Origin of the sequence: Roseateles asaccharophilus (genome assembly GCF_031458115.1) — a bacterium.
Taxonomy (GTDB): domain Bacteria; phylum Pseudomonadota; class Gammaproteobacteria; order Burkholderiales; family Burkholderiaceae_C; genus Pelomonas; species Pelomonas asaccharophilus_A.
In genome coordinates this window covers 37,541-63,783 of record NZ_JAVDXV010000006.1, presented here as the reverse complement: position 1 = coordinate 63,783, position 26,243 = coordinate 37,541, and the positions used below count along the sequence as shown (strand labels likewise).

At 69.0% G+C, this 26,243-nt stretch carries 32 protein-coding genes; 17 read left to right on the top strand and 15 right to left on the bottom strand.

The window, feature by feature from the left end; genetic code table 11:
* Positions 1–73: 73 nt before the first annotated feature.
* The 8 genes from cyoA to J2X21_RS15560 are packed head-to-tail and all read left to right on the top strand — an operon-like array spanning position 74 to position 6,913.
* A complete protein-coding gene (cyoA, locus tag J2X21_RS15595; RefSeq protein ID WP_310330137.1) occupies positions 74–1,150 on the top strand; it encodes a ubiquinol oxidase subunit II in 1,077 nt (358 codons plus the stop codon).
* Positions 1,151–1,160: 10 nt separating this feature from the next.
* Complete coding sequence (gene cyoB / locus J2X21_RS15590) at positions 1,161–3,170, top strand: cytochrome o ubiquinol oxidase subunit I (RefSeq protein ID WP_310330135.1); 2,010 nt, start codon at positions 1,161–1,163, stop codon at positions 3,168–3,170.
* Between the two features lie 16 nt (positions 3,171–3,186).
* Positions 3,187–3,807, top strand: coding sequence for a cytochrome o ubiquinol oxidase subunit III (gene cyoC, locus J2X21_RS15585; RefSeq protein WP_310330133.1), 621 nt, complete (start codon positions 3,187–3,189; stop codon positions 3,805–3,807).
* Complete coding sequence (gene cyoD, locus J2X21_RS15580; RefSeq protein WP_310330132.1) at positions 3,807–4,187, top strand: cytochrome o ubiquinol oxidase subunit IV; 381 nt, start codon at positions 3,807–3,809, stop codon at positions 4,185–4,187. The genes cyoC and cyoD overlap by 1 nt, the downstream gene beginning before the upstream one ends.
* Before the next feature lie 26 nt (positions 4,188–4,213).
* On the top strand, positions 4,214–4,342 hold the full coding sequence (locus tag J2X21_RS15575) for a hypothetical protein (RefSeq protein WP_310330131.1): 129 nt from the start codon (positions 4,214–4,216) through the stop codon (positions 4,340–4,342).
* A gap of 9 nt (positions 4,343–4,351) precedes the next feature.
* Positions 4,352–5,050, top strand: coding sequence for an SURF1 family protein (locus tag J2X21_RS15570; protein ID WP_310330129.1), 699 nt, complete (start codon positions 4,352–4,354; stop codon positions 5,048–5,050).
* The gene (locus J2X21_RS15565) at positions 5,047–6,366 is read left to right on the top strand and encodes an ATP-binding protein (protein WP_310330127.1); all 1,320 of its coding nucleotides are present in this window, start codon (positions 5,047–5,049) and stop codon (positions 6,364–6,366) included. Before J2X21_RS15570 ends, J2X21_RS15565 begins: the two co-directional genes overlap by 4 nt.
* Entirely contained in the window at positions 6,359–6,913 is a 555-nt protein-coding gene (locus tag J2X21_RS15560) for a response regulator transcription factor (protein ID WP_310330126.1), read from the top strand. Before J2X21_RS15565 ends, J2X21_RS15560 begins: the two co-directional genes overlap by 8 nt.
* Here the strand turns inward: J2X21_RS15560 and J2X21_RS15555 are convergent.
* Genes J2X21_RS15555 through J2X21_RS15535 form a run of 5 tightly spaced genes read right to left on the bottom strand, consistent with a single transcriptional unit; the run spans position 6,906 to position 11,078 of the window.
* Positions 6,906–8,192, bottom strand: coding sequence for an NAD(P)/FAD-dependent oxidoreductase (locus J2X21_RS15555; RefSeq protein WP_310330124.1), 1,287 nt, complete (start codon positions 8,190–8,192; stop codon positions 6,906–6,908). The two genes, J2X21_RS15560 and J2X21_RS15555, sit on opposite strands and share 8 nt — an antisense overlap.
* A gap of 52 nt (positions 8,193–8,244) precedes the next feature.
* Positions 8,245–8,562, bottom strand: coding sequence for a hypothetical protein (locus J2X21_RS15550; protein WP_310330123.1), 318 nt, complete (start codon positions 8,560–8,562; stop codon positions 8,245–8,247).
* Positions 8,559–9,140, bottom strand: coding sequence for an RNA polymerase sigma factor (locus tag J2X21_RS15545; protein ID WP_310330121.1), 582 nt, complete (start codon positions 9,138–9,140; stop codon positions 8,559–8,561). The genes J2X21_RS15550 and J2X21_RS15545 overlap by 4 nt, the downstream gene beginning before the upstream one ends.
* Positions 9,133–9,510 (bottom strand): DUF6249 domain-containing protein, encoded by a 378-nt coding sequence (locus J2X21_RS15540; protein WP_310330120.1) that lies wholly within the window; start codon positions 9,508–9,510, stop codon positions 9,133–9,135. Before J2X21_RS15540 ends, J2X21_RS15545 begins: the two co-directional genes overlap by 8 nt.
* Positions 9,511–9,548: 38 nt before the next feature.
* On the bottom strand, positions 9,549–11,078 hold the full coding sequence (locus J2X21_RS15535) for a serine hydrolase domain-containing protein (protein WP_310330119.1): 1,530 nt from the start codon (positions 11,076–11,078) through the stop codon (positions 9,549–9,551).
* Between the two features lie 144 nt (positions 11,079–11,222).
* Between J2X21_RS15535 and J2X21_RS27165 the strand changes: the two genes are divergently transcribed.
* Positions 11,223–11,456, top strand: a complete 234-nt coding sequence (locus J2X21_RS27165) for a DUF4279 domain-containing protein (protein ID WP_404667355.1) — start codon at positions 11,223–11,225, stop codon at positions 11,454–11,456.
* Positions 11,457–11,498: 42 nt separating this feature from the next.
* Here J2X21_RS27165 and J2X21_RS15530 read toward each other — a convergent pair whose 3' ends face one another.
* The 5 genes from J2X21_RS15530 to J2X21_RS15510 form a co-directional block, all read right to left on the bottom strand.
* A complete protein-coding gene (locus J2X21_RS15530; RefSeq protein WP_310330623.1) occupies positions 11,499–12,479 on the bottom strand; it encodes an LLM class flavin-dependent oxidoreductase in 981 nt (326 codons plus the stop codon).
* Positions 12,480–12,523: 44 nt separating this feature from the next.
* Complete coding sequence (locus tag J2X21_RS15525) at positions 12,524–13,393, bottom strand: alpha/beta hydrolase (protein WP_310330118.1); 870 nt, start codon at positions 13,391–13,393, stop codon at positions 12,524–12,526.
* Positions 13,390–14,748 carry a type II toxin-antitoxin system HipA family toxin YjjJ gene (gene yjjJ / locus J2X21_RS15520; RefSeq protein ID WP_310330117.1) on the bottom strand — a complete coding sequence of 453 codons (1,359 nt, stop codon included), beginning with the start codon at positions 14,746–14,748 and terminating at the stop codon, positions 13,390–13,392. Before yjjJ ends, J2X21_RS15525 begins: the two co-directional genes overlap by 4 nt.
* 113 nt (positions 14,749–14,861) lie before the next feature.
* Complete coding sequence (locus J2X21_RS15515) at positions 14,862–15,416, bottom strand: GNAT family N-acetyltransferase (protein ID WP_310330116.1); 555 nt, start codon at positions 15,414–15,416, stop codon at positions 14,862–14,864.
* Positions 15,413–15,661 (bottom strand): DUF2917 domain-containing protein, encoded by a 249-nt coding sequence (locus tag J2X21_RS15510; RefSeq protein ID WP_310330114.1) that lies wholly within the window; start codon positions 15,659–15,661, stop codon positions 15,413–15,415. Before J2X21_RS15510 ends, J2X21_RS15515 begins: the two co-directional genes overlap by 4 nt.
* A gap of 110 nt (positions 15,662–15,771) precedes the next feature.
* Here J2X21_RS15510 and gcvA point away from each other — a divergent pair, with 110 nt between their 5' ends.
* Positions 15,772–16,686, top strand: a complete 915-nt coding sequence (gene gcvA, locus J2X21_RS15505; RefSeq protein ID WP_310330112.1) for a transcriptional regulator GcvA — start codon at positions 15,772–15,774, stop codon at positions 16,684–16,686.
* Here gcvA and J2X21_RS15500 read toward each other — a convergent pair.
* The 3 genes from J2X21_RS15500 to J2X21_RS15490 all read right to left on the bottom strand — a co-directional run bounded on the left by J2X21_RS15500 (position 16,643) and on the right by J2X21_RS15490 (position 18,857).
* On the bottom strand, positions 16,643–17,059 hold the full coding sequence (locus J2X21_RS15500; RefSeq protein ID WP_310330110.1) for a hypothetical protein: 417 nt from the start codon (positions 17,057–17,059) through the stop codon (positions 16,643–16,645). The two genes, gcvA and J2X21_RS15500, sit on opposite strands and share 44 nt — an antisense overlap.
* A 14-nt stretch (positions 17,060–17,073) precedes the next feature.
* Positions 17,074–17,787, bottom strand: coding sequence for a YebC/PmpR family DNA-binding transcriptional regulator (locus tag J2X21_RS15495; protein ID WP_310330108.1), 714 nt, complete (start codon positions 17,785–17,787; stop codon positions 17,074–17,076).
* A 113-nt stretch (positions 17,788–17,900) separates the two neighbouring features.
* Entirely contained in the window at positions 17,901–18,857 is a 957-nt protein-coding gene (locus J2X21_RS15490; RefSeq protein WP_310330107.1) for a S1C family serine protease, read from the bottom strand.
* A 260-nt stretch (positions 18,858–19,117) separates the two neighbouring features.
* Between J2X21_RS15490 and J2X21_RS15485 the strand changes: the two genes are divergently transcribed.
* The 5 genes from J2X21_RS15485 to upp are packed head-to-tail and all read left to right on the top strand — an operon-like array spanning position 19,118 to position 22,697.
* Positions 19,118–19,762: a hypothetical protein gene (locus tag J2X21_RS15485; protein WP_310330106.1), complete on the top strand. Its 645-nt coding sequence runs from the start codon at positions 19,118–19,120 to the stop codon at positions 19,760–19,762.
* A gap of 6 nt (positions 19,763–19,768) precedes the next feature.
* Entirely contained in the window at positions 19,769–20,482 is a 714-nt protein-coding gene (locus J2X21_RS15480; protein ID WP_310330105.1) for an acetyltransferase domain-containing protein, read from the top strand.
* A gap of 11 nt (positions 20,483–20,493) precedes the next feature.
* Positions 20,494–21,285 (top strand): polysaccharide deacetylase family protein, encoded by a 792-nt coding sequence (locus J2X21_RS15475; RefSeq protein ID WP_310330104.1) that lies wholly within the window; start codon positions 20,494–20,496, stop codon positions 21,283–21,285.
* Positions 21,286–21,296: 11 nt separating this feature from the next.
* Positions 21,297–22,037, top strand: a complete 741-nt coding sequence (rlmB, locus tag J2X21_RS15470; protein ID WP_310330103.1) for a 23S rRNA (guanosine(2251)-2'-O)-methyltransferase RlmB — start codon at positions 21,297–21,299, stop codon at positions 22,035–22,037.
* A 33-nt stretch (positions 22,038–22,070) separates the two neighbouring features.
* On the top strand, positions 22,071–22,697 hold the full coding sequence (upp, locus tag J2X21_RS15465) for a uracil phosphoribosyltransferase (RefSeq protein WP_310330101.1): 627 nt from the start codon (positions 22,071–22,073) through the stop codon (positions 22,695–22,697).
* Positions 22,698–22,841: 144 nt separating this feature from the next.
* Here upp and J2X21_RS15460 read toward each other — a convergent pair whose 3' ends face one another.
* Entirely contained in the window at positions 22,842–24,023 is a 1,182-nt protein-coding gene (locus J2X21_RS15460) for an acetylornithine transaminase (RefSeq protein WP_310330100.1), read from the bottom strand.
* Between the two features lie 81 nt (positions 24,024–24,104).
* Between J2X21_RS15460 and J2X21_RS15455 the strand changes: the two genes are divergently transcribed.
* Together J2X21_RS15455 and J2X21_RS15450 are read left to right on the top strand one after the other, a co-directional pair.
* Positions 24,105–25,058, top strand: a complete 954-nt coding sequence (locus J2X21_RS15455) for a GlxA family transcriptional regulator (RefSeq protein ID WP_310330099.1) — start codon at positions 24,105–24,107, stop codon at positions 25,056–25,058.
* Positions 25,059–25,153: 95 nt separating this feature from the next.
* A complete protein-coding gene (locus tag J2X21_RS15450) occupies positions 25,154–25,615 on the top strand; it encodes a hypothetical protein (RefSeq protein WP_310330098.1) in 462 nt (153 codons plus the stop codon).
* Here J2X21_RS15450 and J2X21_RS15445 read toward each other — a convergent pair.
* Positions 25,612–26,151, bottom strand: coding sequence for a chromate transporter (locus J2X21_RS15445; protein ID WP_310330097.1), 540 nt, complete (start codon positions 26,149–26,151; stop codon positions 25,612–25,614). The genes J2X21_RS15450 and J2X21_RS15445 overlap by 4 nt on opposite strands.
* Positions 26,152–26,243 lie beyond the last annotated feature (92 nt).

The following is a 26,243-nucleotide window of genomic DNA, read 5'->3' as shown; positions in this document are numbered from 1 at the left end:
TCGTTGATTTACCTCAATCAACTTACATTCCATCGCTGCGTGCAAGATCGTTAACCCTCGCGCGTGACTCAGGATGTACCCCAAAAAGTCTCTCACAGCCAGCGCTGCGGTCTTGTCGGCCAGCTTCGCATTGAGCGGTTGCAACGGCATCGTCATGAAGCCTCATGGCGACATCGCCCAGCAGCAGGCCGATCTCATCGTCACGTCCACGCTGCTGATGCTGCTGATCATCGTCCCGGTGATCGTGCTGACGCTGTTTTTCGCGTTCCGTTACCGCCAGTCCAACACCGAGGCGACCTACGCGCCCGACTGGGACCACTCCACACGGCTGGAGCTGGTGATCTGGGGCGCACCGCTGCTGATCATCATCGCGCTGGGCGCGATCACGTGGATCACGACGCACAAGCTGGACCCGTACCGGCCGCTGGACCGCATCGCCGAGGACCGGCCCGTGCCCGCTGGCGTGAAGCCGCTGGAGGTGTACGCGGTCTCGATGGACTGGAAGTGGCTGTTCATCTACCCCGAGCAGGGCATCGCCACCGTCAACGAGTTGGCCGCACCGGTGGACCGCCCCATCCACTTCCGCCTGACGTCCACGTCGGTGATGAACACCTTCTACGTGCCCGCGCTGGCCGGCATGATCTACACGATGGCCGGCATGGAGACGCAGTTGCATGCGGTCATCAACAAGGCCGGCGTCTATGACGGGATGTCCGCCCATTACAGCGGCCCCGGTTTCTCCGGCATGCGCTTCAAGTTCCACGGCCTGTCCGACACCGACTTCGAGCGCTGGGTCGCCGACAGCAGGGCTGGTGGCCACGCGCTGACGCGCGAGGACTACCTGAAGCTGGAACAGCCCAGCGCCAAGGAGCCGGTGCGCCGCTACGCCAGCGTGGAACCGGGCCTGTGGGGTGCCATCGTCGACCGCTGCGTGGACGGCAAGAAGATGTGTGCCAGCCAGATGATGGCAATCGACGCCGCCGGCGGCGCCGGCAAGGGTGGCGTGGCCAGCACCATGCGCAGTCCCTGGCGCGACGTGGCCGGCGTGCAGCGCGAGCGCATCGTCGTCGCCGCGCTGTGCACGCCTACCAACCCGCTGGGCTTGCCCATCGAGACCGCCGCCGTCACTGGCGCTGCGCTGAAGAACTGAAAGACGCCCGATGACCGCCCCCGTCTATCCCGACGAACTCCACCCGGTCTTCGGCCGGCTGGGCCTGCACGCGCTGCCGCTGCACGAACCCATCCTGATCGCGACCTTCATCGCCGTGGTCCTCGGCGGCCTGTTCGTGTTCGCGCTGATCACGAAGTTCAAGCTGTGGGGCCACCTGTGGCGCGACTGGATCACCAGCATCGACCACAAGAAGATCGGCATCATGTACATGATCCTGGGCATCATCATGCTGCTGCGCGGCTTTGCCGACGCCATCATGATGCGCGCCCACCAGGCCATGGCCTTCGGTGACAACGCCGGCTTCCTGCCGCCGCACCACTACGACCAGATATTCACGGCGCACGGCGTCATCATGATCTTCTTCGTCGCCATGCCGCTGGTGACGGGCTTCATGAACTATGTCGTGCCGCTGCAGATCGGCGCGCGCGACGTGGCCTTCCCGTTCCTGAACAACTTCAGCTTCTGGATGACCGCCGGCGGCGCCATCCTGATCATGATCTCGCTATTCGTCGGCGAGTTCGCCAAGACCGGCTGGCTGGCCTTCCCGCCGCTGTCCGGCCTGCTGGCAAGTCCTGACCCCGGCGTGGACTACTACCTGTGGTCACTGCAGGTGGCGGGCATAGGCACCACGCTGTCCGGCATCAACCTGATCGCGACCATCATCAAGATGCGCGCGCCGGGCATGACGCTGATGAAGATGCCCGTGTTCACGTGGACGTCGCTGTGCACCAACGTGCTCATCGTCGCCAGCTTCCCCGTTCTGGCCGCGACGCTGACGCTGCTGACCGCCGACCGCTATCTGGCCACCAACTTCTTCACGAACGACCTCGGCGGCAACGCCATGCTGTACGTGAACCTGATCTGGATCTGGGGCCACCCGGAGGTCTACATCCTGATCCTGCCCATCTTCGGCATCTTCTCGGAGGTGGTGTCCACCTTCAGCCGCAAGAAGCTGTTCGGCTACGCGTCCATGGTCTACGCGACAGTGGTCATCACCATCCTGTCGTACCTGGTGTGGCTGCACCACTTCTTCACGATGGGCTCGGGCGCCAGCGTCAACAGCTTCTTCGGCATCACGACGATGATCATCTCCATCCCGACCGGGGCGAAGATCTTCAACTGGCTGTTCACGATGTACCGTGGCCGCATCCAGTTCGAGGTGCCCATGCTGTGGACCGTGGGCTTCATGATCACGTTCACCGTGGGCGGCATGACCGGCGTGCTGCTGGCCGTGCCCGCGGCGGACTTCGTGCTGCACAACAGCCTGTTCCTGATCGCGCACTTCCACAACGTCATCATCGGTGGCGTCGTGTTCGGCATCTTCGCCGGCATCAACTACTGGTTCCCCAAGGCCTTCGGCTACCGCCTCGATGCCTTCTGGGGCAAGGTCAGCTTCTGGTGCTGGTTCATCGGCTTCTGGGTCGCGTTCACGCCGCTGTACGTGCTGGGTCTGATGGGCGTCACGCGCCGCGTCAGCCACTTCGAGGACCCGTCGCTGCAGATCTGGTTCGTCATCGCGGCCATCGGCGCGGTCATCATCGCGTTCGGCATCGCGGCCTTCCTGATCCAGATCGCCGTCAGCGTGTGGCGCCGCAAGGAGCTGCGCGACACCTCGGGCGACATCTGGGGCGGCCGCACGCTGGAGTGGTCCACGTCGTCGCCGCCGCCGGACTACAACTTCGCGTTCACGCCGGTGGCCCACGAGATGGATGCCTGGCACGACATGAAGGCCCGCGGCCACCAGCGCCCCCGCACCGGCTTCGTGGACATCCACATGCCGCGCAACACCGGCGCCGGTTTCATCATCGCGATGCTGGCCACGGCGCTGGGCTTCGCGCTGGTGTGGCACATGTACTGGATCGCGCTGGCGCTGTTCGCGGCGACGGTCATCGCGGCCATCGTGCACACCTTCAACTACGACCGCGACTACCACATCAAGGCCGACGTCGTGACCCGCTCGGAAGACGAGCGCAGCCGTGCGCTGGACGCACTGGCCTGACAGCGAACGCAACACCATGACTGCAAGCGTGACCGCCACCTCCGGCTCGCCGGTCGTCTTCTACGACGACGGCCACCACCATCCGCCCAACAGCACCATGCTGGGCTTCTGGCTCTACCTGATGAGCGACTGCCTCATCTTCGCGGTGCTGTTCGCCGTGTACGCCGTGCTGGGCCGCAACTACGCGGCCGGCCCGTCGGGCGCCGACCTGTTCGACCTGCAGCTGGTGGCCATCAACACGGCGCTGCTGCTGTTCTCGTCCATCACCTATGGCATGGCCATGGTGGGCATGCAGGCGCGCAAGAAGGCGCAGGTGCTGGGCTGGCTGGCCGTCACGGGCCTGCTGGGCCTGGGCTTCCTGGCCATCGAAATCTACGAGTTCCAGCACTTGATCCACCAGGGCGCCGGCCCGGCGCGCAGCGCCTTCCTGTCCAGCTTCTTCACGCTGGTGGGTACGCACGGCCTGCACGTCACCTTCGGCTGCATCTGGCTGGTCGTGCTGATGGTGCAGGTGCAAAAGCGTGGCCTCACCGCGCCCAACCGCCGCCGCCTGATGTGCCTGTCGATGTTCTGGCACTTCCTGGACGTCGTCTGGATCGGCGTCTTCACCTTCGTCTATCTCATGGGAGTGATGTGATGGCAGGCAATCACGATCATGGCGACGACCATTTCGATGGCGAGCAGGACTTCCACGTCAGCGTGAAGGGCTACGCCGTCGGCTTCGTGCTGTCGGTGCTGCTGACAGCCATCCCGTTCTGGCTGGTCATGGGCAAGGTGCTGCCCAGCCCCAAGATGACGGCCTTCATCATCCTGGGCTTTGCGGCCGTGCAGATGGTGGTGCACATGGTGTACTTCCTGCACATGAACGCCAAGGTCGAGGGCGGCTGGTCCATGCTGGCGCTGCTGTTCACGGTGGCGCTCGTCGTCATCATGCTGGCCGGCTCGGTCTGGGTCATGTATCACATGAACACCAACATGATGCCCACGCCCGATCCCGCGGCGATGCGGAACATGTAGGCCCAGGCTGAGAGAGTGCCCTGAAGATGGAATGGATCCCGGTCGGGCTGGTGGCGTTCAAGGCGGTCGTGTTCTGCACGGGGATGTATCTGGCCATCAAGTGGCACTACGACCAGGGCAAGAAAAAGAAGCGCGACGACACCCGCAAGCCCTAGGCGATTGACATGATCCGTGCCGCGCGCATCGCGCTGATCGCCGCCACGGCGCTGGCCAGCGCAGGCTTCGTGGCGTTGTGCGCCTGGCAGGTCCAGCGCCTGGGCTGGAAGCAGGACCTCATCGCCCGCGTCGAACAGCGGCTGGCCGCCGCGCCAGTTGCATCGCCGACCGCTGAAGTCGGCAAGCCCGACGAGTACCGCCGCCTGCGGCTGCAAGGCCGCTTCGAGGCCGGCTCGGTGCCGGTGCAGGCCAACACGGAGCTGGGTGGCGGCTACTGGGTGCTGGCGCCGTTGCGGCTGGACGATGGCCGCGCCGTGCTGGTCAACCGCGGTTTCGTGCCACCCGCGCAGCGCAGCATCGAATCGCCTGCCGGACCCATCGAGCTGACCGGCCTGCTGCGCCTGACCGAACCCCACGGCGGCCCGCTGCGTGCCAACGACCCCGCCGCCGGCCGCTGGTTCTCGCGGGACGTGGCTGGCATTGCCGCGCAGCTGAACGTTCCCGGCCCGGTGGCGCCGTTCTTCGTCGACGAGGCCGCCGACCCCGCCCAGCCGCAGCGATGGCCACGTCCGGGGCTCACCGTCGTGCGCTTCGCCAACAATCACGCCGTCTACGCCGCCACCTGGGCCGCGCTGGCGGTCATGGCGGCCGCTGCCGCCGGCTGGTTGTGGCGCGAGGAACGCCGCCGCCCCGGAACATCGAATTGACCGAACTCGACCACCTGCCCGCACCCGCCGCCGAGGCGCCCGAGCGTCGTGCCGGCCAGGCCAACCTGCGCCAGCTCATCGAGCTGCGCTGGCTGGCCGTGGGCGGCCAGTTGGCGACCGTGCTGGTGGTGCACCTGGGCCTGTCCATCACGCTGCCGCTGGCCGAGATGCTGACGCTGCTGGGCGTGCTGGTCGCGTTCAACCTGTTCAGCCTGTGGCGCAACCGGCTGTCCAGCCCGGTGTCGCAGCTGGAGCTGTGCATCGCACTGCTGGTGGACGTGGGCGTGCTGACCGGGCAGCTGTATCTCGCCGGCGGCAGCGACAACCCCTTCATCTACCTCTACCTGCTGCAGGTCGCGGTTGCGTCCGTGCTGCTGCGGCCGGCCTACCTGTGGGCCATCGTGCTCAGCACGGTCACCGGCTTCGTGCTGCTGACGCAATGGCACCGCCCGCTGCTGCTGGACCCCACCGAGCCCACCACGCTGTCGCCCAACTACCTGGGCGGCCTGCTGCTGTGCTTCCTGCTGAACGTGGGCCTGCTGGCCGTGTTCATCGTGCGCATCAACCGCAACCTGCGCCAGCGCGACGCCGAGCTGGCCGCCGCCCAGCAGCGCGCCGCCGAGCAGACCCACATCGTGCGCATGGGCCTGCTGGCCAGCGGCGCCGCGCACGAGCTGGGCACGCCGCTGGCCACGCTCAGCGTCATCCTGGGCGACTGGGCCCACATGGCGCCGTTCGCCGCCGAGCCGGAGCTGCGCGAGGAGATCGAGGAGATGCAGCGCCAGATCCTGCGCTGCAAGGCCATCGTCACCGGCATCCTGATGTCGGCCGGCGACATGCGCGGCGAGGCGCCCCGGCTGGCCACGCTGCAGAGCTTCATCGACGGACTGGCGGCGCACTGGCGCGCGGCGCACCCGCAGGCCGAGCTGGCGCTGCAATGCGAGGCGCTGCCGGACGTGCAGATCATCTCGGACAGTGCGCTGCAACAGGTCGTCGGCAACCTGCTGGACAACGCCGCCGAGGCCGCGCCGGGCACGCCGCTGACGCTGGCCGTGGCCTGCGCAGACGGTGAGACGCTGTCGCTGAGCGTGCTGGACCGCGGCCCGGGCTTCGACGCCGAGCGGCTGGCGCATTTCGGCGAGCCCTACCAGAGCAGCAAGGGCCAGCCCGGCCGCGGCATGGGCCTGTTCCTGTCCGTCAACGTCGCGCGCACGCTGGGCGGGCGGCTGGAGGCGCGCAACCGCGAAGACGGCGGCGCCGCGGTTACCCTGACACTGCCGCTGGCATCGCTATTGCCCAGACCCGCTCATGCCTGAAGACGACCGCCTGCTGCTCATCGTCGAAGACGACGACAGCTTCGCCCGCACGCTGACCCGCTCCTTCGAGCGCCGCGGCTGGCGTGTCGTGCGCGCCACCGGGCTGGACGACATGAAGACGCTGCTCGACGCATTGCCCGACGAGCAGGAGCTGGGCCACGCCGTTGTCGACCTGAAGCTCGCCGGCGGCGCCTCGGGCCTGACCTGCGTGCAGCACCTGCACGGCTGGGACCCGGAGGTGCTCATCGTCGTGCTGACCGGCTATGCGTCCATCGCCACCGCCGTGGAGGCCATCAAGCTGGGCGCCTGCCACTACCTCGCCAAGCCGGCCAACACCGACGACATCGAGGCCGCGTTCGCGCGCAAGCAGGGCGACGCCGACGTGGAAGTGACCGAGCGCCAGACGGCTTCCATCAAGACGCTGGAGTGGGAGCGCATCCACGAGGTGCTGGCCGAGACCGACTTCAACATCAGCGAGACCGCCCGCCGCCTGGGCATGCACCGGCGCACGCTGGCACGCAAGCTGGAAAAGCAGCGCATCAAGTGAGCCGCTCGCGCAGCGCGTCGCGCAGCTCCGCCCAGCTGTAGCTGGCCTGCGCCGCCAGCAGCCCGGCCTGGCCGAACACCGGCGTCAGGCCATAGCGCTGCAATGCAGCGGGCAGGTCGGCCCGGCCGCTGATCGCATCGGCCAGCCACTCGCCGGCCACCGTCGTGGGCGCCACGCCATGGCCGCCGAAGGCCTGCGCGAACCACAGGCCCGGCGCCAGCTGGCCGATCTGCGGCATCTTGTGCCGCGCATAGCTCATCAGCCCGCCCCAGGCGTGCTCGATGCGTACGCCGGCCAGCTGTGGGTAGACCTTCAACAGGTCGGCCTGCAGCATCTGTGCGATGCGGGCCGGGTCGCGCTCCTGGATGGAGATGCGCCCGCCCCACAGCAGCCGGCGGTCGGGCAGCATGCGGTAGTAGTCGAACGCGAAGCGGTTGTCGTACAGCGCTGATGCCGTGCGTATGGGCGCGTGCACCAGCGGCTCGGTCGCGATGACGTAGGTGGCGATGGGCAGGCGCGCGCCGGTCAGCGCCGGCAGCAAGGACTTCAGGTAGGCGCCGCCCGCAACAACGACCTGGGCCGCACGGATGGCGGCGCCATGCCCCGTCCGCAGTACGAAGCCGTCTCCGGGTTGCCGGTCCACGGCCATGACGGGGCTGTGCTCGTACACGCGGCCGCCGGCCTGGTCGATGACGCGGGCCAGTCCCAGCGCGTATTTCAGCGGATGGAAGTGGAAGGCGTCGCGCTCCAGCAGCGCGCCGCCGTAGCGCTCGGTGTCCAGCCATTCGCGCACCTGCGCCGGCGCGATCTCGTCCCAGACGACGCCGAAGTGCTCGCGCAGCCAGCGCGCCTGGTCACGCAGCTGTCGTTCGGCGTGGACGCTGTGCCGGAACCAGTTGACGAGCAGGGCGCCGCCTTCGACCTTGTCGCAGGCGATGGCGTGAGCGTCTATGCGTGAGCGGATCAGCGCGACGGCCTCGCGGCTGCGCGCATACAGCTCTCGCGCCGGCCCCAGGCCCAGGTCGTTCACGAGGTCCACCGCGTCGCGGCTGTAGCCGCCGAAGACGAAGCCGCCGTTGCGGCCCGAGGCGCCGTTGCCGATGGTCTGCGCCTCCAGCACGGCCACGCTGGCGATGCCACGCTCCTGCAACCCGCGCGCCGTGGCCAGCCCGGCAAATCCGCCGCCAAGCACCGCAACTTCAACGGCGTGATGCTCGCCGGCCAGCGGCGCGAAGCTCAGGCTGGGCGCCGTGGCGGCGTAGTAGGTTTGCGTTTGCATGCGCGGGCGCGATGGGTTCGGTTTGGCGGACCCAATGTAGCCCGGCAACCGTTCACGGCCCTTCTTCGAGCGCCCAGGCGCAGCCGAGCAGCGTCATCCCGAACAGCAGCGCCAGCAGCACGCCCGAACTGGCGCCGAAGTCCGCCGCCAGCCATTCGCTCGTGGCCAGGTCCATCAGCGGTGACGGCGCCAGGGCCAGCCAGGCCAGCAGGCCGCCAGCGATGGCCGCCACTGGCAGCGGCCAGGCCCGCCGCTTCGGGCGCGGCGGCAGGGCGCGCATCACCCGCGCGGCGAATCCGTCGTCCGCGACGGGGCCTTCGAACTCGTGGCGCAGCCACGCGTCCAGTTCATTGTTTTGGATGTCGCTCACGGGGAAGTTCCTTGCATGGGGTGCGGTGCCCAATCCCGCAGCAGCTCGCGCAAGCGGGCCTTGCCGCGCATCACATGGGTCTTGACGGTGCCCAGCGGCATGTCCAGCACCTCGGCGGCTTCCTGGTGGCTGAGGCCCAGCTGTTCGCAGTACAGCAGTGCGGCGCGTTGGTTCATGGACAGGTGCTGCAAGGCGGCGGTGAGGTCGAGGCGGAGTTCCAGGTCTTGCGGATCGGCATCCGCCGCGTGGTCGGCGTCCGGGTCCAGCGCAACGGTCTCTGCCTGCCGGCCGTGGCTGCGCAAGAACTGCAGGAAGCAGCTGTGGGCGATGCGGTAGAGCCAGGTGGCAAAGCGCGAGTCGCCGCGGAACTGCTCCAGCTTGCGCCACGCCAGCACGAAGGTCTCCTGGGCCAGGTCGTCGGCCATGGCCGCATCGTGGCCCAGCAGTCGTCGCAGCTGGGCACGCACGAGCCCTTGATGCCGGCGCACCAGCGCCTCGAAGGCGCGGGTATCGCCATCGCGGACGGCGCGTTCCACCAGCGCCGCATCCAGGCGTGACTGCCCATCACGGTCATCCATGCCCGCCGCCGCGACGGCTCAGGAACCAGTGGGTCAGGTAGCCCAGGCCCAAGGCCATTGGCAGAAGCCCCAGACCCCACAGCTCCGCCAGCGGCCGCCCGACGTGATAGTGCAGCGGCAGCACCAGCAGCGTGAGGCTCAGCCCGATACCACCGGCCAGCAGCACCAGCGCGCGGCGGAGGTCGCTGGGGGGCTGGGTGGCTTCTCCGGGCAGCATGGGTGGCACGGCAACTCCGGATTGGGCGAGCTTCAGCAGGAACTCGTAGCGCATCTCGGCACGGGCGCGTCGGTAACGCAGCACGAGGGCCGTGAGGAGAACGGGGGCCAGCAGCACCACCCCCGGGATGAGCAGCATCGGTAGGAATTCCATCGTAGTCGCCGGTTGGGATTGATCGGTTCAGTGTCGACTCAGCGGCCAGTGCCGAGAGATGCATCGAGCAACGCGCTCAACCATTCCCGCATCGGCATCGCCGCGTGATCCTGGTTGGCGAGCACGATGATCACCAGGCCGTCGTCCGGGTAGTGCATGAACTCGGCCGAAATGCCTGGCGCGCCCCCGTTGTGGCCGACCCAGCGCTTGCCAGAGGCCGGGCCGATGGCGAACAGGTAGCCGTAGCCGATGGGGCCGGGTTGCGTGTAGGGCTTCCACAGCACTTCGAGCTGGCTGCGGCTGAGCAGGCGTTGCTGGCTGAGTGCCCGCGAGAACCGGTGCAGGTCGAGGACCGAGGCATAGCCGCCGCCGGCAGCGGAGCCACTCAGGCCCAGGTCCTGCTGGTTGTCGAGCCATTGACCGCCATCGGCCGGGATGTAGCCGACGGCGAATCCCGCTTTCGCGTCGTCGCGCCGGAAGTGGTCGCTGTGCTTCATGCCCGCCGGCTTGTAGATGTGCTGTCGCACATAGTCTTCGTAGGTGCGGCCGCTCAGCGCTTCGATGATGAGGCCCAGGATCACCGGGCCGCCGTTGCTGTACTCCAGTCCCTCGCCCGGCTTGAACAGCAGTGGCTGATCGACGAAGGTCTGCAGGAACTGCTGTTGGGTGGCGATGCGATGCTTGTTCGCCGCGTAGGCGTCGTTCCAGTAGGAGCCCACGCCCGAGGTGTGCGTGAGCAATTGATGGATGGTCACCTGATCGCGGATCGCCGCGTTCGGGAAGTTGGGGAGGTGCTTGCCCACGGTGTCATGCCAGTCCAGCTTGCCGGCCGCCTGCAACTGGGCGATGGCGATGGCCGTGAACATCTTGTTCATCGAGCCCAGGTTGATCGGCGTGGCCAGCGTGTTCGCACGGCCCGATTGCCGATCCGCCAGGCCGATCGCCTGCGCGTGGATGACGGCATCCCCTCGCGCCACCAGCACGGCACCGGAAAAACGCTGGGCACCGTATTCCGCGCGGAGGTGGGCGGCAATGGTGTCCGGCAGTTCCGCCGGCTTGACCGTCGGGACGAGGGGCGGCAGCGGCTTGACGCCGAACCGGTCGATCAAGGGCTGCCGGCCTTCAGCGTGCTGCAGCGTCAGCATCAGCGCCACGCGACGCCCGTCTTTCAGCGTGTAGTGCAGTTCGCCTTCCTGGTCGTTGCCCAGCACCACCGTGGGTGCCAGGGACGCCATCGCCGGCCCGAGCATTTCCGCCAGCATGGTGAACGTCTCGTTCAGCTTGTCTTCGCCCCGGCGCTGCACGATGCCGGCGCTGAAATGCGCTTTCAGCAGCCCCGCGCGTTCGTTGGGCTTGGCTGCCACGGCCTGCCAGAAATGCAGCGCTTGCTGCTGCATCGCTGGCCGAGCGGACGCGCTGCCCGCCACGGCGCCACCCGCTGCCGGCCCTTCAGCGGCCATGCCGGCGCCAGGCGTCGCCAGGCCAAGCGTCAAGAGGCAGGCGAAAGCCATCCGCTTGGCCAAGGTTCCATGAAGTGTAGAAATTTCCTGCTCCTTCTCGCGCCGCAACAGGGGCGTTTCGAAGGCTTAGATGCAGACAGGGGGCGGCTTGGATTCAGCGTGTCCGAAATTTATTGCCGAGGTGCTCTTGCTACTTAAACTGCCACCACTCAAGGCTCTTTCTGAGCGGACCCCTCGCTACCTCGGTTTGGTATGCCGGGAGCGGGGTTCAGAATGAAGGTAGGGAAGGGGCAGCGAATGCCAAGTGCTTACGTGTACTTCAGAGTTGCCGGAAATGATCTGCCGCTTGCAGACATCACATCGATGCTCGGGATTGATCCCACCGACAGTTGGAACCGCGGTGACCCCAGCAAGTACAACCCATCGCGCCCTGATAGTGGGTGGTGCCTGCGTGCACGTGCTCAGCTTCGCGCTGAGCGGCAGTAGTCGAGTCGCCCCGCTTGCCTGGGCGGACGGGGGCAGGCAGGCTCAGAGTCCCGCCAGCAATTCGTAGGAGCGCCGCCTTGCCGCGTGGTCGTGCACCGCGCAGGCCACGATGAACTCATCCGCCTGCGTGCGCTCGCGCGTGGCGGCCAGGCCGGCGCGCACGGTCTCGGGCGAGCCCACGACGGCCTCGTTGAGCATGCGCTGCACCTGCAGCTTCTCGGCCGGCGACCACAGCGCATCCATGCTCGAAACCGGCGGCGGCAGCTTGCCGCGCTGGCCGCGCACCATGCCGAGAAAGCGCTGCTGCGCCGACGTGAACAGGAATTGCGCCTCCTCGTCGGTGGGCGCCACGACGACGTTCAGCCCCACCATCGCATGCGGCTTCGGGTGCCGTGCGCTGGGCTTGTAGGTGCTTCGGTAGATCTGCAGCGCCTGCATCAGCATGTCGGGCGCGAAGTGCGATGCGAACGCGAACGGCAGGCCCAGGTAGGCGGCCAGTTGCGCGCTGTAGAGGCTGGAGCCCAGCAGCCAGATCGGCACCTCGGTGCCCTGGCCCGGCACCGCGCGCACGACCGCATGGTCGGCTGCGGGCGCGAGGTAGCTTTGCAGCTCCAGCACATCATTGGGGAAGGCGTCTTCGCCGGTGGTCTCCAGGCTGCGGCGCAGCGCGCGCATCGTGGGCCGGTCGGTGCCCGGTGCGCGGCCCAGCCCCAGGTCGATGCGGCCGGGGAACAGCTCGGCCAGCGTGCCGAACTGCTCGGCGATGGTCAGCGGCGCATGGTTGGGCAGCATGATGCCGCCGGCGCCCACGCGGATGCGCCGGGACGCGGCCGCGAGTTGGCCGATCAGCACGGCCGTGGCGGAACTGGCCACGCCCTCCATGTTGTGGTGCTCGGCGACCCAGTAGCGCTGGTAGCCCAGTTCGTCGGCGAGCTTCACGAGGTCCAGGCTGTTCAGCAAGGCCTCGCGGGTGGTGGCGCCTTCGACGACGGGTGCCAGGTCGAGGATGGAGAGCGGGGGCAGGGCGGACGACATGCGGGCATCTTGCCGGCATGGGCTTGACCCCATCAGCTCGGGGATTTGCGCAACTGTGCTTTGAGCCAGGGACCCAGCCGCGCCTCGTAGGCCGCGGCGTTGAAGGCATGCAGGTCCACATGGGCCGCCCCTTTCACCGGCCACAGCGTCTTGGGCTCGCGGGCGGCGGCGAACAGCGCCTCGGTCTCGGGCCAGCGCGTGTGCAAGTCTTCGGTGCCCGAGGCCAGCAGCAGCGGCGCGTTCACGCCGGCGATGGCGTCGACGGGCCGCAGTTGATCGGTGCCAAAGCCCAGGCGCAGCGGAATCTGCACCAGCAGCAGCGGCGCCAGCGCCTGGCTGGCGGCCGAGCCCAGGCGCATCGAGAGCCGGTCGTGCACGGCGTCGGTGATGGTGGGATACACGGACTCCAGCACCAGCACGTCCAGCTCCGGCTGGCGTTTTGCAAACAGCAGCGACGCACCGCCCAGTGACACGCCGATGGCGCCCACCGGCTCGCCGGGCATGCGGGCCCGCAGCCAGGCCAGCGCGGCCTGCACGCCGTGGGCCTCGTGGCGGCCGAAGCTGATGCGCTCGCCGCTGCTCTCGCCGTGCGAGGGCAGGTCCACGACAAGCGAGGTGATGCCCTCGCGCTGCAGCCAGCGGGCGCGGGCCAGCATCTGCAGTCGGCTGCCGCGCACGCCGTGCAGAAGCAGCATGGCGCCGTGGCCCTCGCGGCCGGGCAGCAGCCAGCCGGCCAGATGCTGGCCATCGCCGTAGGGAAGGGTGACGGCTTCGGCATTGACGCCTGGCGGCGGCGCACCGACCGTGGCTCGCACGGGCCGCGTCAGCCATTCGCCGGCGGCCAGGCTCAGTCCGGCCAGCAGCAGGGACAGCGCCAGCAGCGCGCTCAGGCCCCGCTTCACGCGAGGTCCATGGCGCGCCGCAGCGCGGCGGCGTTGTCGGCGCACAGGGGGCGGAAGGCGGCGCTGATGCGCACGTCATCGGCCGCGGTCTGCCAGAAGCTCAATGCGCGCGGGGCAACGAGCTGCCAGCGTTCGCGCTCTGCCGGCAGCGGCAGGGCCGGCTGCAGCGGCGGCGACGTGACCTCGCCACCGGCCTGCGGCGCGTAGCGCATGGGCAACTGGTCGTAGCTGGGTGCCAGGCGCAGGCCCGCGGCGTCGTGGAAGAAGCCGAGGTTGCCGCCATGCATGTCGCTGTTGCCAATGAGCTGGCCGAACAGCTGGCGCTGCGCCACGCGCTCGGCGTCGGCGGCGCTCAGCAGTCCGCGCGCGGCCAGGGTGGCGGCCACGCGGGTCCAGTCGTTGGTGGCCTCGCCCGCGAGGCCCGCGTTGGCGCTCTCCAGGCTGACGACGCCACGCCGGCCGTGCAGGCCCACACGGTCAAAGCGCTCGCTCTCCAGGAAATGCCGCCCCTCGTGCGCCAGCAGCCGCGTGCGTGCGGCGTCGTCGCCCAGCGCCTGGGCGGCCAACTGCTCGCACACCAGCAGGTCGCGCCAGCGCTGCACGGTGGCCGAGTCGTCAGCGCCGCTGAACTTGACGACGCAATGCGGCGTGGCCATGCCGGGCAGTTCGCGTGTGGCGGTGAACTTGGGGAACTCGCCGCCGGCCGACGAGCCGGGCAGGGCGCCGTCGAGTGCCTGCGCGGCCAACGCCGCGTAGGCGCCGGGCGTGTCGGCTGCGCTCAACGGCGGCGTCAGTGCCAGCCGGGCATCGAGAAAGCGCCGCAGCGCCGTGTCGCCCGCCAGCAGCTCGCCGGGCAGGTCGTCGCCGAAGTGGTTGAGGCCGAGCAGCAGCGCGTCGTCGTCCCAGTCGCGCGGATCGGGCGGCAGGCCCAGCCCGGGCGCATGCCGGCGCGCGAACGCGCGGCCCAGAAAGCCCTGCGGGCGCAGGTCGTACAGCGGGTAGGGCAGGCCATCGTGCCAGCCGTCCCTCGCCTCGTCGGCGCTGGGCCAGGCCGGCGCGCTGGCGTCAAACTGGCAGCCCTGGGGCCAGATCGGCCGCAGCAGACCCACGGCTTGCGGGCGGCCGTCGGTATCTATGCGGTAGACCGGCGTCTCGACGCGCTGGCCGCGGAACTCGCGCCGCCACGCGATGCGCCGGCGGCGCGTCTGCCCGGCGGCCACGACCGCGTCGCCGGCCGTGGCGATCAGCCGTTGCGCGGTCTTCGTGGAGCAGCCCAGCGCCGCGGCGATGTCGGCCAGGCCCAGCGGGCCGCGTGGGCGGAGCAGGCGTTCGAGGCTGGGCAGGTCGGCGGACATGGGTTCAGGAGGTGTGTCCCGAATTTTGTCCTGAATTGAATTTAAAAATCAATTAATTGACAATGACTTGAAGTGATTGTCGTGTGAATCGTGTCCTGAATTTCTGCGGTAATTCAGGCGTTCGGCATCAGCGTGCCGCGCACCAGTTGCGCGTCGCCCGGGTGGGCCTGCAAGCGGGCGCCGGACTCGCGCATCAGCGCCAGCATGCGCCGGTTCTCGGCCAGCACGTCGCCGAACAGCTGTTGCACGCCCTGCCGGCGGGCCTCGGCGACCAGATGCGCCATCAGCCGCCGGCCCAGGCCGCGGCCCTGCCAGTCGTCGGCGACGGCCAGCGCGAATTCGGCGCGCGTGGGCTGCTCGGCGTCGAGCACAAAGCGTGCATCGGCAACGACGGGCAGGCCAGGCTCCAGCGCCTCGACGACCCACACGCGGTGCAGCCGCTGGTCCACATCGGTCAACAGGGTCAGCAGCGCCGGGCTCAGCTCGCGCAGGCCGAAGTGGAAGCGCTGGTGGCGCGAGTCCAGCGACAGGCCGTTGAAGAAGGCCTGCTCCGCGGCGCGGTCGCGCGCCGTCAACGGGCGCAGCCGTGCCATGCGACCGCCGGGCAGGTGCCAGTCCCGTGCTTGCGATGCGACCGCGACAGCACCCGCCGCGAGCGCGGTGGTCACGGCCGCGCTCCGGGAGCCGGCCGCAGGTCCAGCACCGCCCGCGGGCTCAGCGCGCTGACGGTCACGCCCAAGTCGCCGGGCACGACGAAGCACTGGCCCGGCTCCAGCACGATGTCTTTGACGTCCTGGTCGACCGTGATCCACAGCGTGCCCTCGCTGCTGCACAGATGGGCGGCGCGCGCGTGGGGCAGGCGCGAGGTCTGGCCGCGTTGCAGGACCAGCCGGGTGTGGGGGACATCGATCATCATCATTCGCTCCTTGCATGCTTAAGCGGCATGGCACATGCTGCGAATGCTGATTGCTGAAGCCCTTGCCGACAAACGATGATTCGGAAGGCTTCGCATTCCTCCAGATCATGTCAACCAAGCCGATCGACCGTTTGCCGCCGCTGCAGCTGCTGGCCTCCTTCGAGGCCGCCGCTCGGCATCTGAGCTTCACGCAGGCGGCCGAGGAGCGCTTCGTCACGCAGTCGGCGATGAGCCGGCAGATGCGCGCGCTGGAGGAGGAACTGGGCGTGACGCTGTTCGAGCGCCGCCACCGGGCGCTGGCGTTGACGGAGGACGGCCAGCGCCTGTACTCGGCCTGCTCGACCGCGCTGAACACCTTGCGGGTGGCCGTGCGAACCGTGCGCGAGCCGCACCAGCGCCAGGTGCTGGCGCTGACGACGACACCGGGTTTCGCGTCGCTGTGGTTGATCCCACGGCTGACGGCCTTCACACGCGCCCACCCGGGCATCGACGTGCGGCTGGACGCCGGCCTGGGCAACCGCAACCTGGCCAGCGAGGGCTTCGATCTGGCCATCCGCTACAGCCCGGTCGGCGCCGCGCAGGGCAAGCAGCTGTTTGCCGAATCCATGCTGCCCGTCTGCAGCCCGCGCCTGGTGGGCGAACTGGGCCTGCCGCTGCGCGAGCCGGCCGACCTGGCCCGCCACACGCTGCTGCACCTGGCCATGGACGGCGACAGCGCCGGCATGCCCGCCGAATGGGAGCCCTGGCTCGGCGCCTGGGGTCTGGCCGACCTGCGGCCGGCCGCGCGGTTGAGCTTTTCCAGCTACTCGGAAGCGATTGCCGCCGCCGTGGCGGGGCAGGGCGTGGCGCTGGGGCGGCGGCCGTTGGTGGACGGGTTGCTGGCATCGGGCCAACTGGTCACGCCGTTCGACGCCGGCATCGCGTCGGCGCGGGCCTACCGGCTCATCATCGACCCGGCGGCCCGCACGCGGCCGGCGGTCAAGGCGTTTGAGCAGTGGCTGCTGGCCGAGTGCCGGGGATGAGCGACACCAACCGACCCCGCCGCTGCCATTCCACGGCCGCCAGTCCACCCACGAAGAGCGCTTCCGCCGTGAGGTGCAGCAGGCCGAACACCGAGGCCTCGCCGGCAAAGTGCCAGGCCAGCCCCACGCAGACGCCGGCCCAGGCCAGGTTCGCGGCAATCAGCAGGTGCACGGCAAACACCGACCGCTGGCGGCGCCAGACCAGCGAGAACGAATAGCAGGCGTACAGCACATTCGCCGCGGCGATGAACAGCATCAGCGCCAGCGGCAGCCGGTACAGATCGCTCAGCCAGCCCGCCAGCAGCAGCCCCAGCAGGCCGGCCACCGCGCCGGCGCCGGCATCCAGCCACAGCAGGCGGACTCCTTGGCCCATTGCGCGGCGAAGGGTCAGCCGGCGAGGCCGGCGTAGACGTGCTGCACGTCGTCGTTGTCGTCCATTGCCGCGAGGAAGCTCTCCACCTCCTCCAATTGCTCCGCACTCAGGCTGGACGCCGCGACCGGGTTCTTGGGCCGGTAGCCCAGCTTGGCGCTCAGCACCGTGAAGCCCTGGGCCGGCAGCGCGCGGCTGACGAGGTCCAGATCGGTCGGATCGGTCAGGAACACGGTGACGCCGTCCTCGTCGGCCGGCAGCAGGTCTTGCGCGCCGGCCTCGATGGCGGCCATGTCGGCATCGGCCCCGGGTGTGGCCGGTTCGGCCTCGATGAGGCCCACATGGTCGAAGTCCCAGCTCACCGAGCCCGGCGTGCCCTGCTGCCCCTTGCGGAACAGCACGCGCATGTCCGACGCGGCGCGGTTGGTGTTGTCGGTCAGCACCTCCACCATCACCGGCACGCGGTGCGGCGCAAAGCCTTCGTAGATGACCTGCTCGAAGTGCACGGTCTCGCCGGTCAGGCCGGCCCCCTTCTTGATCGCGCGGTCCAGCGTGTCCTTGGGCATGGACACCTTGCGGGCCGCCTCGACGGCCATGCGCAGCTTGGCGTTGTCCTTGGGGTCAGCGCCGTTGCGCGCCGCGATCATGATGTCCTTGGCCAGCTTGCCAAAGAGCTTGCCCTTGGCGTTGGCGGCGATGTCTTTGTGTTTGGCTTTCCATTGCGCGCCCATGGGGTGTCGTCCTGTTTGTCGAGGGAGCCCTGTGTGACTTGGGCGGGGGCGCTACTTTACGAGGTCGTCGTGGGGCGCTGCGCCGGCACTCGCCGGAACGCGCGACGATGGCGTCAATCCGAACTCCCCAACACCGCCACCACTTTCCTCGTCTGCCCCGCCCGCCACACGGTCAGCGTGACCTTTTCCCCGATCTGCCTCGTCTCCAGCAGCGACAGCATGTCGTCCAGGTCGGCCACGGCTTGGCCGTCAACGGCGGTGATGACGTCGCCCTGCACGATGCGCCTCAATCGGTCGTAGCTGAACGGCTTCAAGCCGGCCGCGGCGGCTGGACTGCCGCTGCTCACCTCCACCAGCAGCACACCCTTGGGTGCACCCAGCGCCTGCGCCAACTGTGGGGCACCGGCCGAAACGCCCAGTGCCGGCCGGATGAAGCGCCCGTCGCGGATCAGCCGCGGCACGATGCGGTTGACTTCGTCCACGGGAATCGCGAAGCCGATGCCCGCGCTGGCCCCGCTGGGGCTGTAGATCGCCGTGTTGACGCCGATCAGCCGCCCGGCCGAGTCCAGCAGCGGCCCGCCCGAGTTGCCCGGGTTGATGGCCGCGTCGGTCTGGATGGCGCCCTTGATGGTGCGCCGGGTGACCGACTCGATCTCGCGGTTCAGCGCCGAGACGATGCCGGTGGTCAGCGTCTGGTCCAGCCCGAAGGGGTTGCCGATGGCGTAGACCTTCTGTCCCACCTGCAGCTCGCGGCTGCTGCCCACGGCAATGGCGGGCAGCTTGTCGCGCGGCGCCTCGATGCGCAGCACGGCAATGTCGCGGTCGGGGAAGGCGCCCACCAGCCTGGCTGGGTGGCTGCTCTGGTCGGCCAGCGTGACGGTGGCGCGGTCGCCGCCCTGGATGACATGGAAGTTGGTGACGATGTGGCCATCGCCGTCCCACACGAAGCCGGTGCCCGTGCCGCTGGGCTGCTCGTGGGTGCGCAGCGAGAAGAAATCTCTTTGCACGGACAGCGTCGTGATGTGAACCACCGACGGGCTGACGCGCTTGAAGACGCCGATGTTGTTCATCTCTTCGGCGTCCAGCGCGCCGCGGGGGGCGATGGCGCGCGGCTGAGCCTGAACCTGTGGACGCGGTTGCGCCTGTACGGAAGGGCCGGTGGCCAGCGTTGCGACAAGTGTTAGGGTGAGCAGGCGCTGAAGCATGGTGATGTCATGTTGGCGAAGCCAATGGCGCGCATTTTGGGTCCGTGCAGCGTGCTGTCGGCGGCGCGGGCCATGCATGCGTTGTAGCGGCATTGCTCGGCAAGGGAAGGTTGACAATGAAACGAATGGCTGTGGGTCTGGTGGTGGGGCTGGCGCTCGGCAGCGGTGCCTGGGCACAGCAGGTGTGGAAGTGCGAGGCGAACGGCCAGGTGCGCTTCAGCGACAAACCCTGCCCCGGCAGCGGCCAGCCGGTGTCGGCGCGCAGCCTGCAGCCCAATGTCGTGGACAGCATCAAGCCGGAGGTGGTGCGCGCCACGCTGGGCGGTGCGCCGGCATCGGGCGCGGCTTCGGCGCCGCCCGCACGGGAGCCCGCCGGCAATGTGTGCCCGGCGGACGGCGAGATCGCCAACATGGAGGTCCGCGCCAACTCCACGACGCTGGGCGACGCCGAGCGTCAGTTCATGCAGGACGAGGTGCGCCGCGCGTGGCAGTGCCGCAAGGGCCAGGGCCGCTACACCGACGCGGACTGGGCCATCAGCCGCCAGGCGCAGGCCCGCCAGACCAACACCGGCTCCCGGGACCGCCGCGATGCACGGATGCGCGCCGAGGCCATGCACAGCGCGGCCGACCCGGACGAAGGCGACCGCATTTCGCGACGCCGTATCGCCGAGGAGCGCGTGCGCCAGCGCGAGCAGCAGCAACAACAAAACGGTTTCACCCAGCGCGGCATTCCGAAGGGCCAGAATCCGGCTTCCTCGCCGACGTCCTGACCCTGCATGCCCGCGGCCGCTGCCGACACCGCCCCCCGCTTTGACCGCCTCGACGCCTTGCGCGGCGCCGCCATCGTCTGGATGGCGGCCTTCCATTTCTGCTTTGACCTGAATCACTTCGGCTGGATTCGCCAGGACTTCTATGGCGACCCGGTCTGGACCTGGCAGCGCACGGCCATCGTCAGCCTGTTCCTGTTCTGCGCCGGCGGCGGCCAGGCGCTGGCCGTCAGGGCGGTCCAGGGCGCGGCGCGTTTCTGGCGGCGCTGGGCGCAGGTGGCCGGCTGTGCGCTGCTGGTGTCGCTCAGCTCGTGGTTCATGTTTCCGAACAGCTGGATCAGCTTCGGCGTGCTGCACGGTATTGCCGTGATGCAGGTGCTGCTGCGGCTGGGCCTGGCCCGGCTGCCGGACGCCGCGCTGCTGGGGCTGGCGGCGCTGGCCATTGCCGCGCCGTGGCTGGTGCAGCATCCCTTCTTCGACACGCGCTGGACCAACTGGCTGGGGTTGGTCACGCACAAGCCCATCACCGAGGACTACGTGCCGGTGCTGCCCTGGCTGGGCGTCATGCTGCTGGGCTTTGTCGTCACGCGCATGCGGCCGCAGCTGTGGGTGGGGCCGGCGCCCGCGCCGCTGGCGGGGCTGGGACGCTGGTCGCTGAGTTTCTACATGGTGCACCAGCCGGTGCTGATCGGCGGGCTGATGGCCGTGCAGGTCTTGCGTTGAGGAGACAAACGATGAAGAAGATGCTCGTGGCGGCCACCGCCTTGTTGATGTCGGCGCTGACCGCCGCCGCCCCGTTCACCTGGCCCGGCGGTGCCAAGGCCGCCGTCAGCCTGGGCTATGACGACGCGCTGGACAGTCAGCTGGATCACGTCATCCCGCAGCTGAACAAGCGCGGGCTGCGCGCGAGCTTCTACATCCCGATCAATGGCCCCACATTGCCCCAGCGGCAGAACGAATGGAAGGATGCGGCGGCGGCCGGTCATGAGTTGGGCAACCACAGCCTGTTCCACGGCTGCTCGGCCAAGGGGCCGGGCCGCGATTGGGTGCAACCGCAGCGCGACCTGGAGCGCCAAATGGCAGCGCAGGTGCAGGAGCAGGTCATTGCCGCCAACACCTGGCTGCAGGCGCTGGACGGCAAGACGCGCCGCACCTTCACGCCACCTTGCTTCGACATGCAGGCCGGCGGGCAGGATTTCGTGAAGGCGCTGCAGCCGCATTTCGTCGCCTACCGCGCGGCGGCGCCGGCGCTGACGACGGACACGGCGCAACTTGACCCCTACGCGATGCCGGCCTACTTCGTCGAAGGCTGGACCGGCGAGCAGCTGATCGCGCTGGTCGAGAAGGCGGCAGAGCAGGGCGCGCTGGTGTCGCTGCTGTTCCATGGCGTGGGCGCCGAGCACCTGAGTGTCACGAAGGAAGCGCACGATCAACTGCTGGACCACCTGGCGAAGAACAAGCACCGCTTCTGGACCGACTCGATGGTCAACATCATGGAGAACGCACGCCGCCAGGCGGGTCGCTGACAATCCCGGCCATGAGTTCGCCCAAGTCCGTCCTGTTCGGCTTCCATGCCGTCACCGTCCGCCTCAAGACCCACCCTGATTCCGTTGCCGAGGTGCATTTCGACCCCGCGCGGCGCGATCAGCGCATGCGCGCCTTCATCGAGCGCGCCAAGGAGGCCGGCGCCAAGCTGGTGGAGAGCAGCGATGAGCGCCTCACCCAACTGGCGGGCAGTCCGCGCCACCAGGGCGTGGTGGCCCGCGTGTCGGTCATCGCCCAGCTGCATTCGTTGGACGACGTGCTGGACGCCGTGGAAGGCCCGCCCTTGGTGCTGGTGCTGGATGGCGTGACCGATCCGCACAACCTGGGTGCCTGCCTGCGCGTGGCCGACGGGGCCGGCGCGCACGCGGTGGTGGCGCCCAAGGACCGCGCGGTGGGCCTGAACGCCACGGTGGCCAAGGTGGCCAGCGGTGCGGCCGAGACCGTGCCCTACCTGATGGTCACCAACCTGGCACGTACCTTGAATGAGCTGAAGGAACGCGACATCTGGGTCGTCGGCACCTCGGACAAGGCGGAGCGCTCCATCTACGACGTCGATTTCAAGCGCCCCGTGGCGCTGGTGCTGGGTGCCGAAGGCGAGGGCATGCGCCAGCTGACGTCCAAGACCTGCGATGAGCTGGTGCGCATCCCGATGGCCGGTGCCGTCGAGAGCCTGAACGTGTCCGTCGCTTCGGGGGTGTGCCTCTACGAAGCCCTTCGCCAACGCAGCCGATAATTCTGACTATTCAGAAAAACTAGGAAGCCCGTCATGGCCGTCATCGAAGTCACGCACCCCCTCGTCAAACACAAGATCGGCCTAATGCGCGAGGGCGAGATCTCGACGAAGAAGTTCCGCGAGCTGACGGGCGAGGTGGCGCGGCTGCTGTGCTACGAGGCGACCGCCGACTTCCCGCTGGAGAAGACCACGATCGAGGGCTGGTGCGGTGCGGTCGAGGTGGACCAGATCGCCGGCCGCAAGGTCACCGTGGTGCCCATCCTGCGCGCCGGTCTGGGCATGCTGGACGGCGTGCTGGACATCCTGCCCAACGCCAAGGTGTCGGTGGTGGGCCTGGCGCGTGACCATGAGACGCTGAAGCCGGTGAACTACTTCGACAAGTTCGTCGGCAACCTTGAAGAACGCACGGCACTCATCATCGACCCCATGCTGGCCACGGCCGGCAGCATGATCGCCACCGTCGACCTGCTTAAGGCGCGCGGCTGCAAGGACGTGCGGGCGCTGGTGCTGGTGGCCGCGCCGGAAGGCGTGAAGGCGCTAGAGACAGCCCACCCGGATGTGCGCTGCTGGACGGCCGCCATCGACAGCCATCTCAATGACGTGGGCTACATCATCCCGGGCTTGGGTGACGCGGGCGACAAGATCTTCGGAACGACATGAAGCCCCCCGCCTGGTCGCGCCGCGCTGAACGCGGGCGCGGCCAGTCGGCCCCCCGAGGGGGCGGCGATGCTTGCGGCATTGAGCCGCGCGCACATCGCCCTTGGCGGGCCGGCTTGGGAGCGGCCCGGCGCTCGGCCCGCAAACTCATCGCAGCACGTTTCGCAAGGCCTGGCGCAGCAGCGCCAGGCCTTCGTCCATTTCGGCCGCACTGATGTTCAGTGCCGGCATCAGCCGGATGAGGTGAGGGCGCGGCGCGTTCAGCAGCAGGCCCACGGGTTCCAGCGCCTGGGCGGCGGCGACCACGTCATGGGCCACGTCGACCGGCAGCACCAAAGCTCGCAGCAGGCCCAAGCCGCGCTCGCCCACCAGTCCGTGCTCCCGCGCGATGGCTTGCAGGCCTTGAGACAGCTGTTCAGCTCGCGCCTGAACCTCGGCCAGGAAGTCGGGTCGACACACCTCGTTCACCACCGCCAACCCCACGGCCGCCATCAGCGGGTTGCCACAGAACGTGCCGCCCTGGTCGCCGGGCTCGAAGCAGTTGAGTTCCTCCTTGCACAGCAGCGCGGCCAGCGGCACCCCGCCGCCCAGGCCCTTGGCCAGCGTCATGAGGTCCGGCTCCACGTTGTACTGCTCGTAGGCGAAGGCCGTGCCGCAGCGGCCCACGCCGGTCTGCACCTCGTCGGCGATCAGCAGCACGCCACGCTCCCTCGTCAGCGCGCGCAGCTCGCGCACGAAGCCGGGGTCTGCGACAACGACGCCGGCCTCGCCCTGCACCAGCTCGATCATGACGGCCACGCTGGCCGGCGTCAGCGCGCGCTCCACCGAGGCGATGTCGTTGAGCCGCGCTTTCGAGAAGCCGCCGGGCATGGGTGGGTAGATGTCGCCCCAGCCGGGCTTGCCGGACGCACTCATCATCGCCAGCGTGCGGCCGTGAAAGCTCTGCTCGAAGCTGACGATCTCGTGCGCGCCGCCCCGCATGCGGCTGCCCCAGCGGCGCGCCAGCTTCACGGCGCCTTCGTTGGCCTCGGCGCCCGAGCTGGCGAGGAAGACGCGGTCGAAGCAGCTCACGGCCACCAGCCGCTGGGCCAGGTCCAGCAGCGGGCGGTTGTAGTAGGCGGGGCTGGGGTTGAGCAGGCGCAGTGACTGCGCCAGCAGGGCTTGCGTGATGACGGAGGGGCTGTGCCCGAGGCTGTTCACGGCCCAGCCCTGGATCAGGTCCAGATGTCGCTTGCCGCCCTCGTCGGTCAACCAGGCGCCCTGGCCTTCGACGAACACTGTGTCCGGCCGTTGTGTGATGGTGATGAGGTCCTGTCCCAGCTTGCTCATGGCATTGCTTCCGTGTTGATGGCCGCCAGTGTGGGGCGCCTGTAGCATGGCCGCCATGACGCAGTTCCCACCTTTTCTGCCATGACCTGTCGCATCGCCTTCGTGCTGTTTCCGGGCTTCCAGCAACTGGACCTGGCCGGCCCCATGGCCGTGTTCGAGGTGGCGCAGCGGGCCCGGCCGGGCAGCTATGACTGGCGGCTGGTGGCCAGCGCGCCGCCCGCGGTGCGCAGTTCGGCCGGCGTGGCCTGGCCGGTGCAGGGGCTGCCGCGGCGCTTGAGCGACCTGGACCTGGTGATGGTCATCGGTGGCGACGGCGTGGACGCGGCCTGCCGTGATGCCGTGTTGATGCGCTGGCTGCAGCGCGCCAGCCGGTCCGGCGCCCGCATCGCCAGCATCTGCAGCGGCAGCCTGGTGCTCGCGGCGGCGGGCCTGCTGGACCATCGCGCCGCGACGACGCATTGGTCGCGCGGCCGGCAGTTCGCGACCGATCATCCCGACGTGCGCCTGCAGCCCGACCGCATCTACGTGCGCGAGCCGGCCCGGCGCGGCCTGCCGGAGTTGTGGACCAGCGCCGGCATGACGGCCGGCATCGACCTGTGCCTGGCGCTGGTGGCGCACGACCACAGCGAGGACGTCGCGCGCGAGGCGGCCCGGCAGCTGGTGGTCGAACGCCGCCGGCCGGGCGGGCAGTCGCAGTTCTCGCCGCTGCTGGAGTTGCAGCGCCCCGATGGCCGCTTTGCGGCGCTGCTGGACGAGGTGCGGCGCGACCTGCGCCAGCCGCATGGCGTGGAGGACCTGGCCGCGCGCGCCTGCATGAGCCCGCGCCACTTCGCGCGCTGCTTCCGCGACGAGACCGGCGCCACGCCCGCGCAAGTGGTGGAGCGGCTGCGCGTGGAGGCCGCGCGCGCTGCCCTGGAAGGCGGCGCGGCGTCGGTGCTGCGCGTGGCCGAGGACTGCGGCTTTGGCAATGCCGAGCGGATGCGGCGCGCCTTCGTGCGCCGGTTGGGTCGGCCGCCCGCCGCGTTCCGGCCGTGAACATTCACCGCGCTGATCCCTGAGCGGGCTCCCTTGCGTCAGTACCAGCAGGCAAGCCAATCCGGCGCGCCAGCCCCCGACTCAAGGAGCCCACCATGGCAACACTCAACACCCCCACCATCACCCTTGGCGCCACGGCCGCCGGCAAGCGCGACGTGACCGTCGCCGGCACGATGACCTTCGACGCCAGCGACGTCGGCAAGACCTACCGCCTGGAGATCGAGCTGTACGGCGAAGACCTCGCCGGCGACCAGCTGCCGGCCAGCGACGGTGGCTCGGATGACCTGATCAGCACCTACATGTGGCCGGTGGGCGGCCTGCTGATCCGCCCCTACAAGGCCGTCACGGTGCTGGCCGCCGGCAATGTGAGCTACTCCGAGAAGCGCGCCATCGACACCGGCAAGCTGGACGAGGACAGCGGCACCGTCGTCGTCGGCTGGGCCGACATCAACACGCCCATCATCATGCCGCGCGCCGACGAGGTGTATGCCCGCGTCACGCTGGGCGCCTCGCCCACGACCAAGCGATCGGCCACGCAAGCGGGCTTCGGCGTCTAAACGAAGCCCAGCGCGCCCAGCACGCCGCCACCCAGCACCATCCAGACGAGGCCCAGCTTCGTCTTCAGGGTCAGCCCCACGGTGGCGGCGATCAGCGCCAGCGCGCCCCAGCGGTGAGCCTCGTCGCGCAAGAAGGGCAGGGCCAGCAGCCAGCCCGTCGCGATGATCAGCCCGAGCGTCAGCGGCATCATGCCGGCCGAGAACGCGCGCAGGCCCAGGTGGCCGCGGTTGGCGCGCATCCAGCGCGTGGCGGCCAGCGTCAGCACCGTGGACGGCAGCATGATGCCGGCCATCGCCGCCGCGGCGCCCTCCAGGCCTGCCACGTTGAAGCCCAGCACGGCCACGAACAGCACGTTGGGGCCGGGCGCGGCCTGGGCCAGTGCGATGGAGGACGTGAAGCCGGACTCCGTCAGCCAGCCCGTCCGGTCGACGAGAAAGCGGTGCATCTCCGGCACCGTCGAGATCGCGCCGCCGATGGACAGCAGCGACAGCGTCAGGAAGTGCAGGAAGAGGTTGAACAGGTCTGGTGAGGCCATCTCAACTCTTCTTGGCGGTGCATGGCCGCTCCCGAGCCGACCCGCACTGGCGATGTGCATGCGGCTCGATGCCGCATGCATCGCCGTCCCCT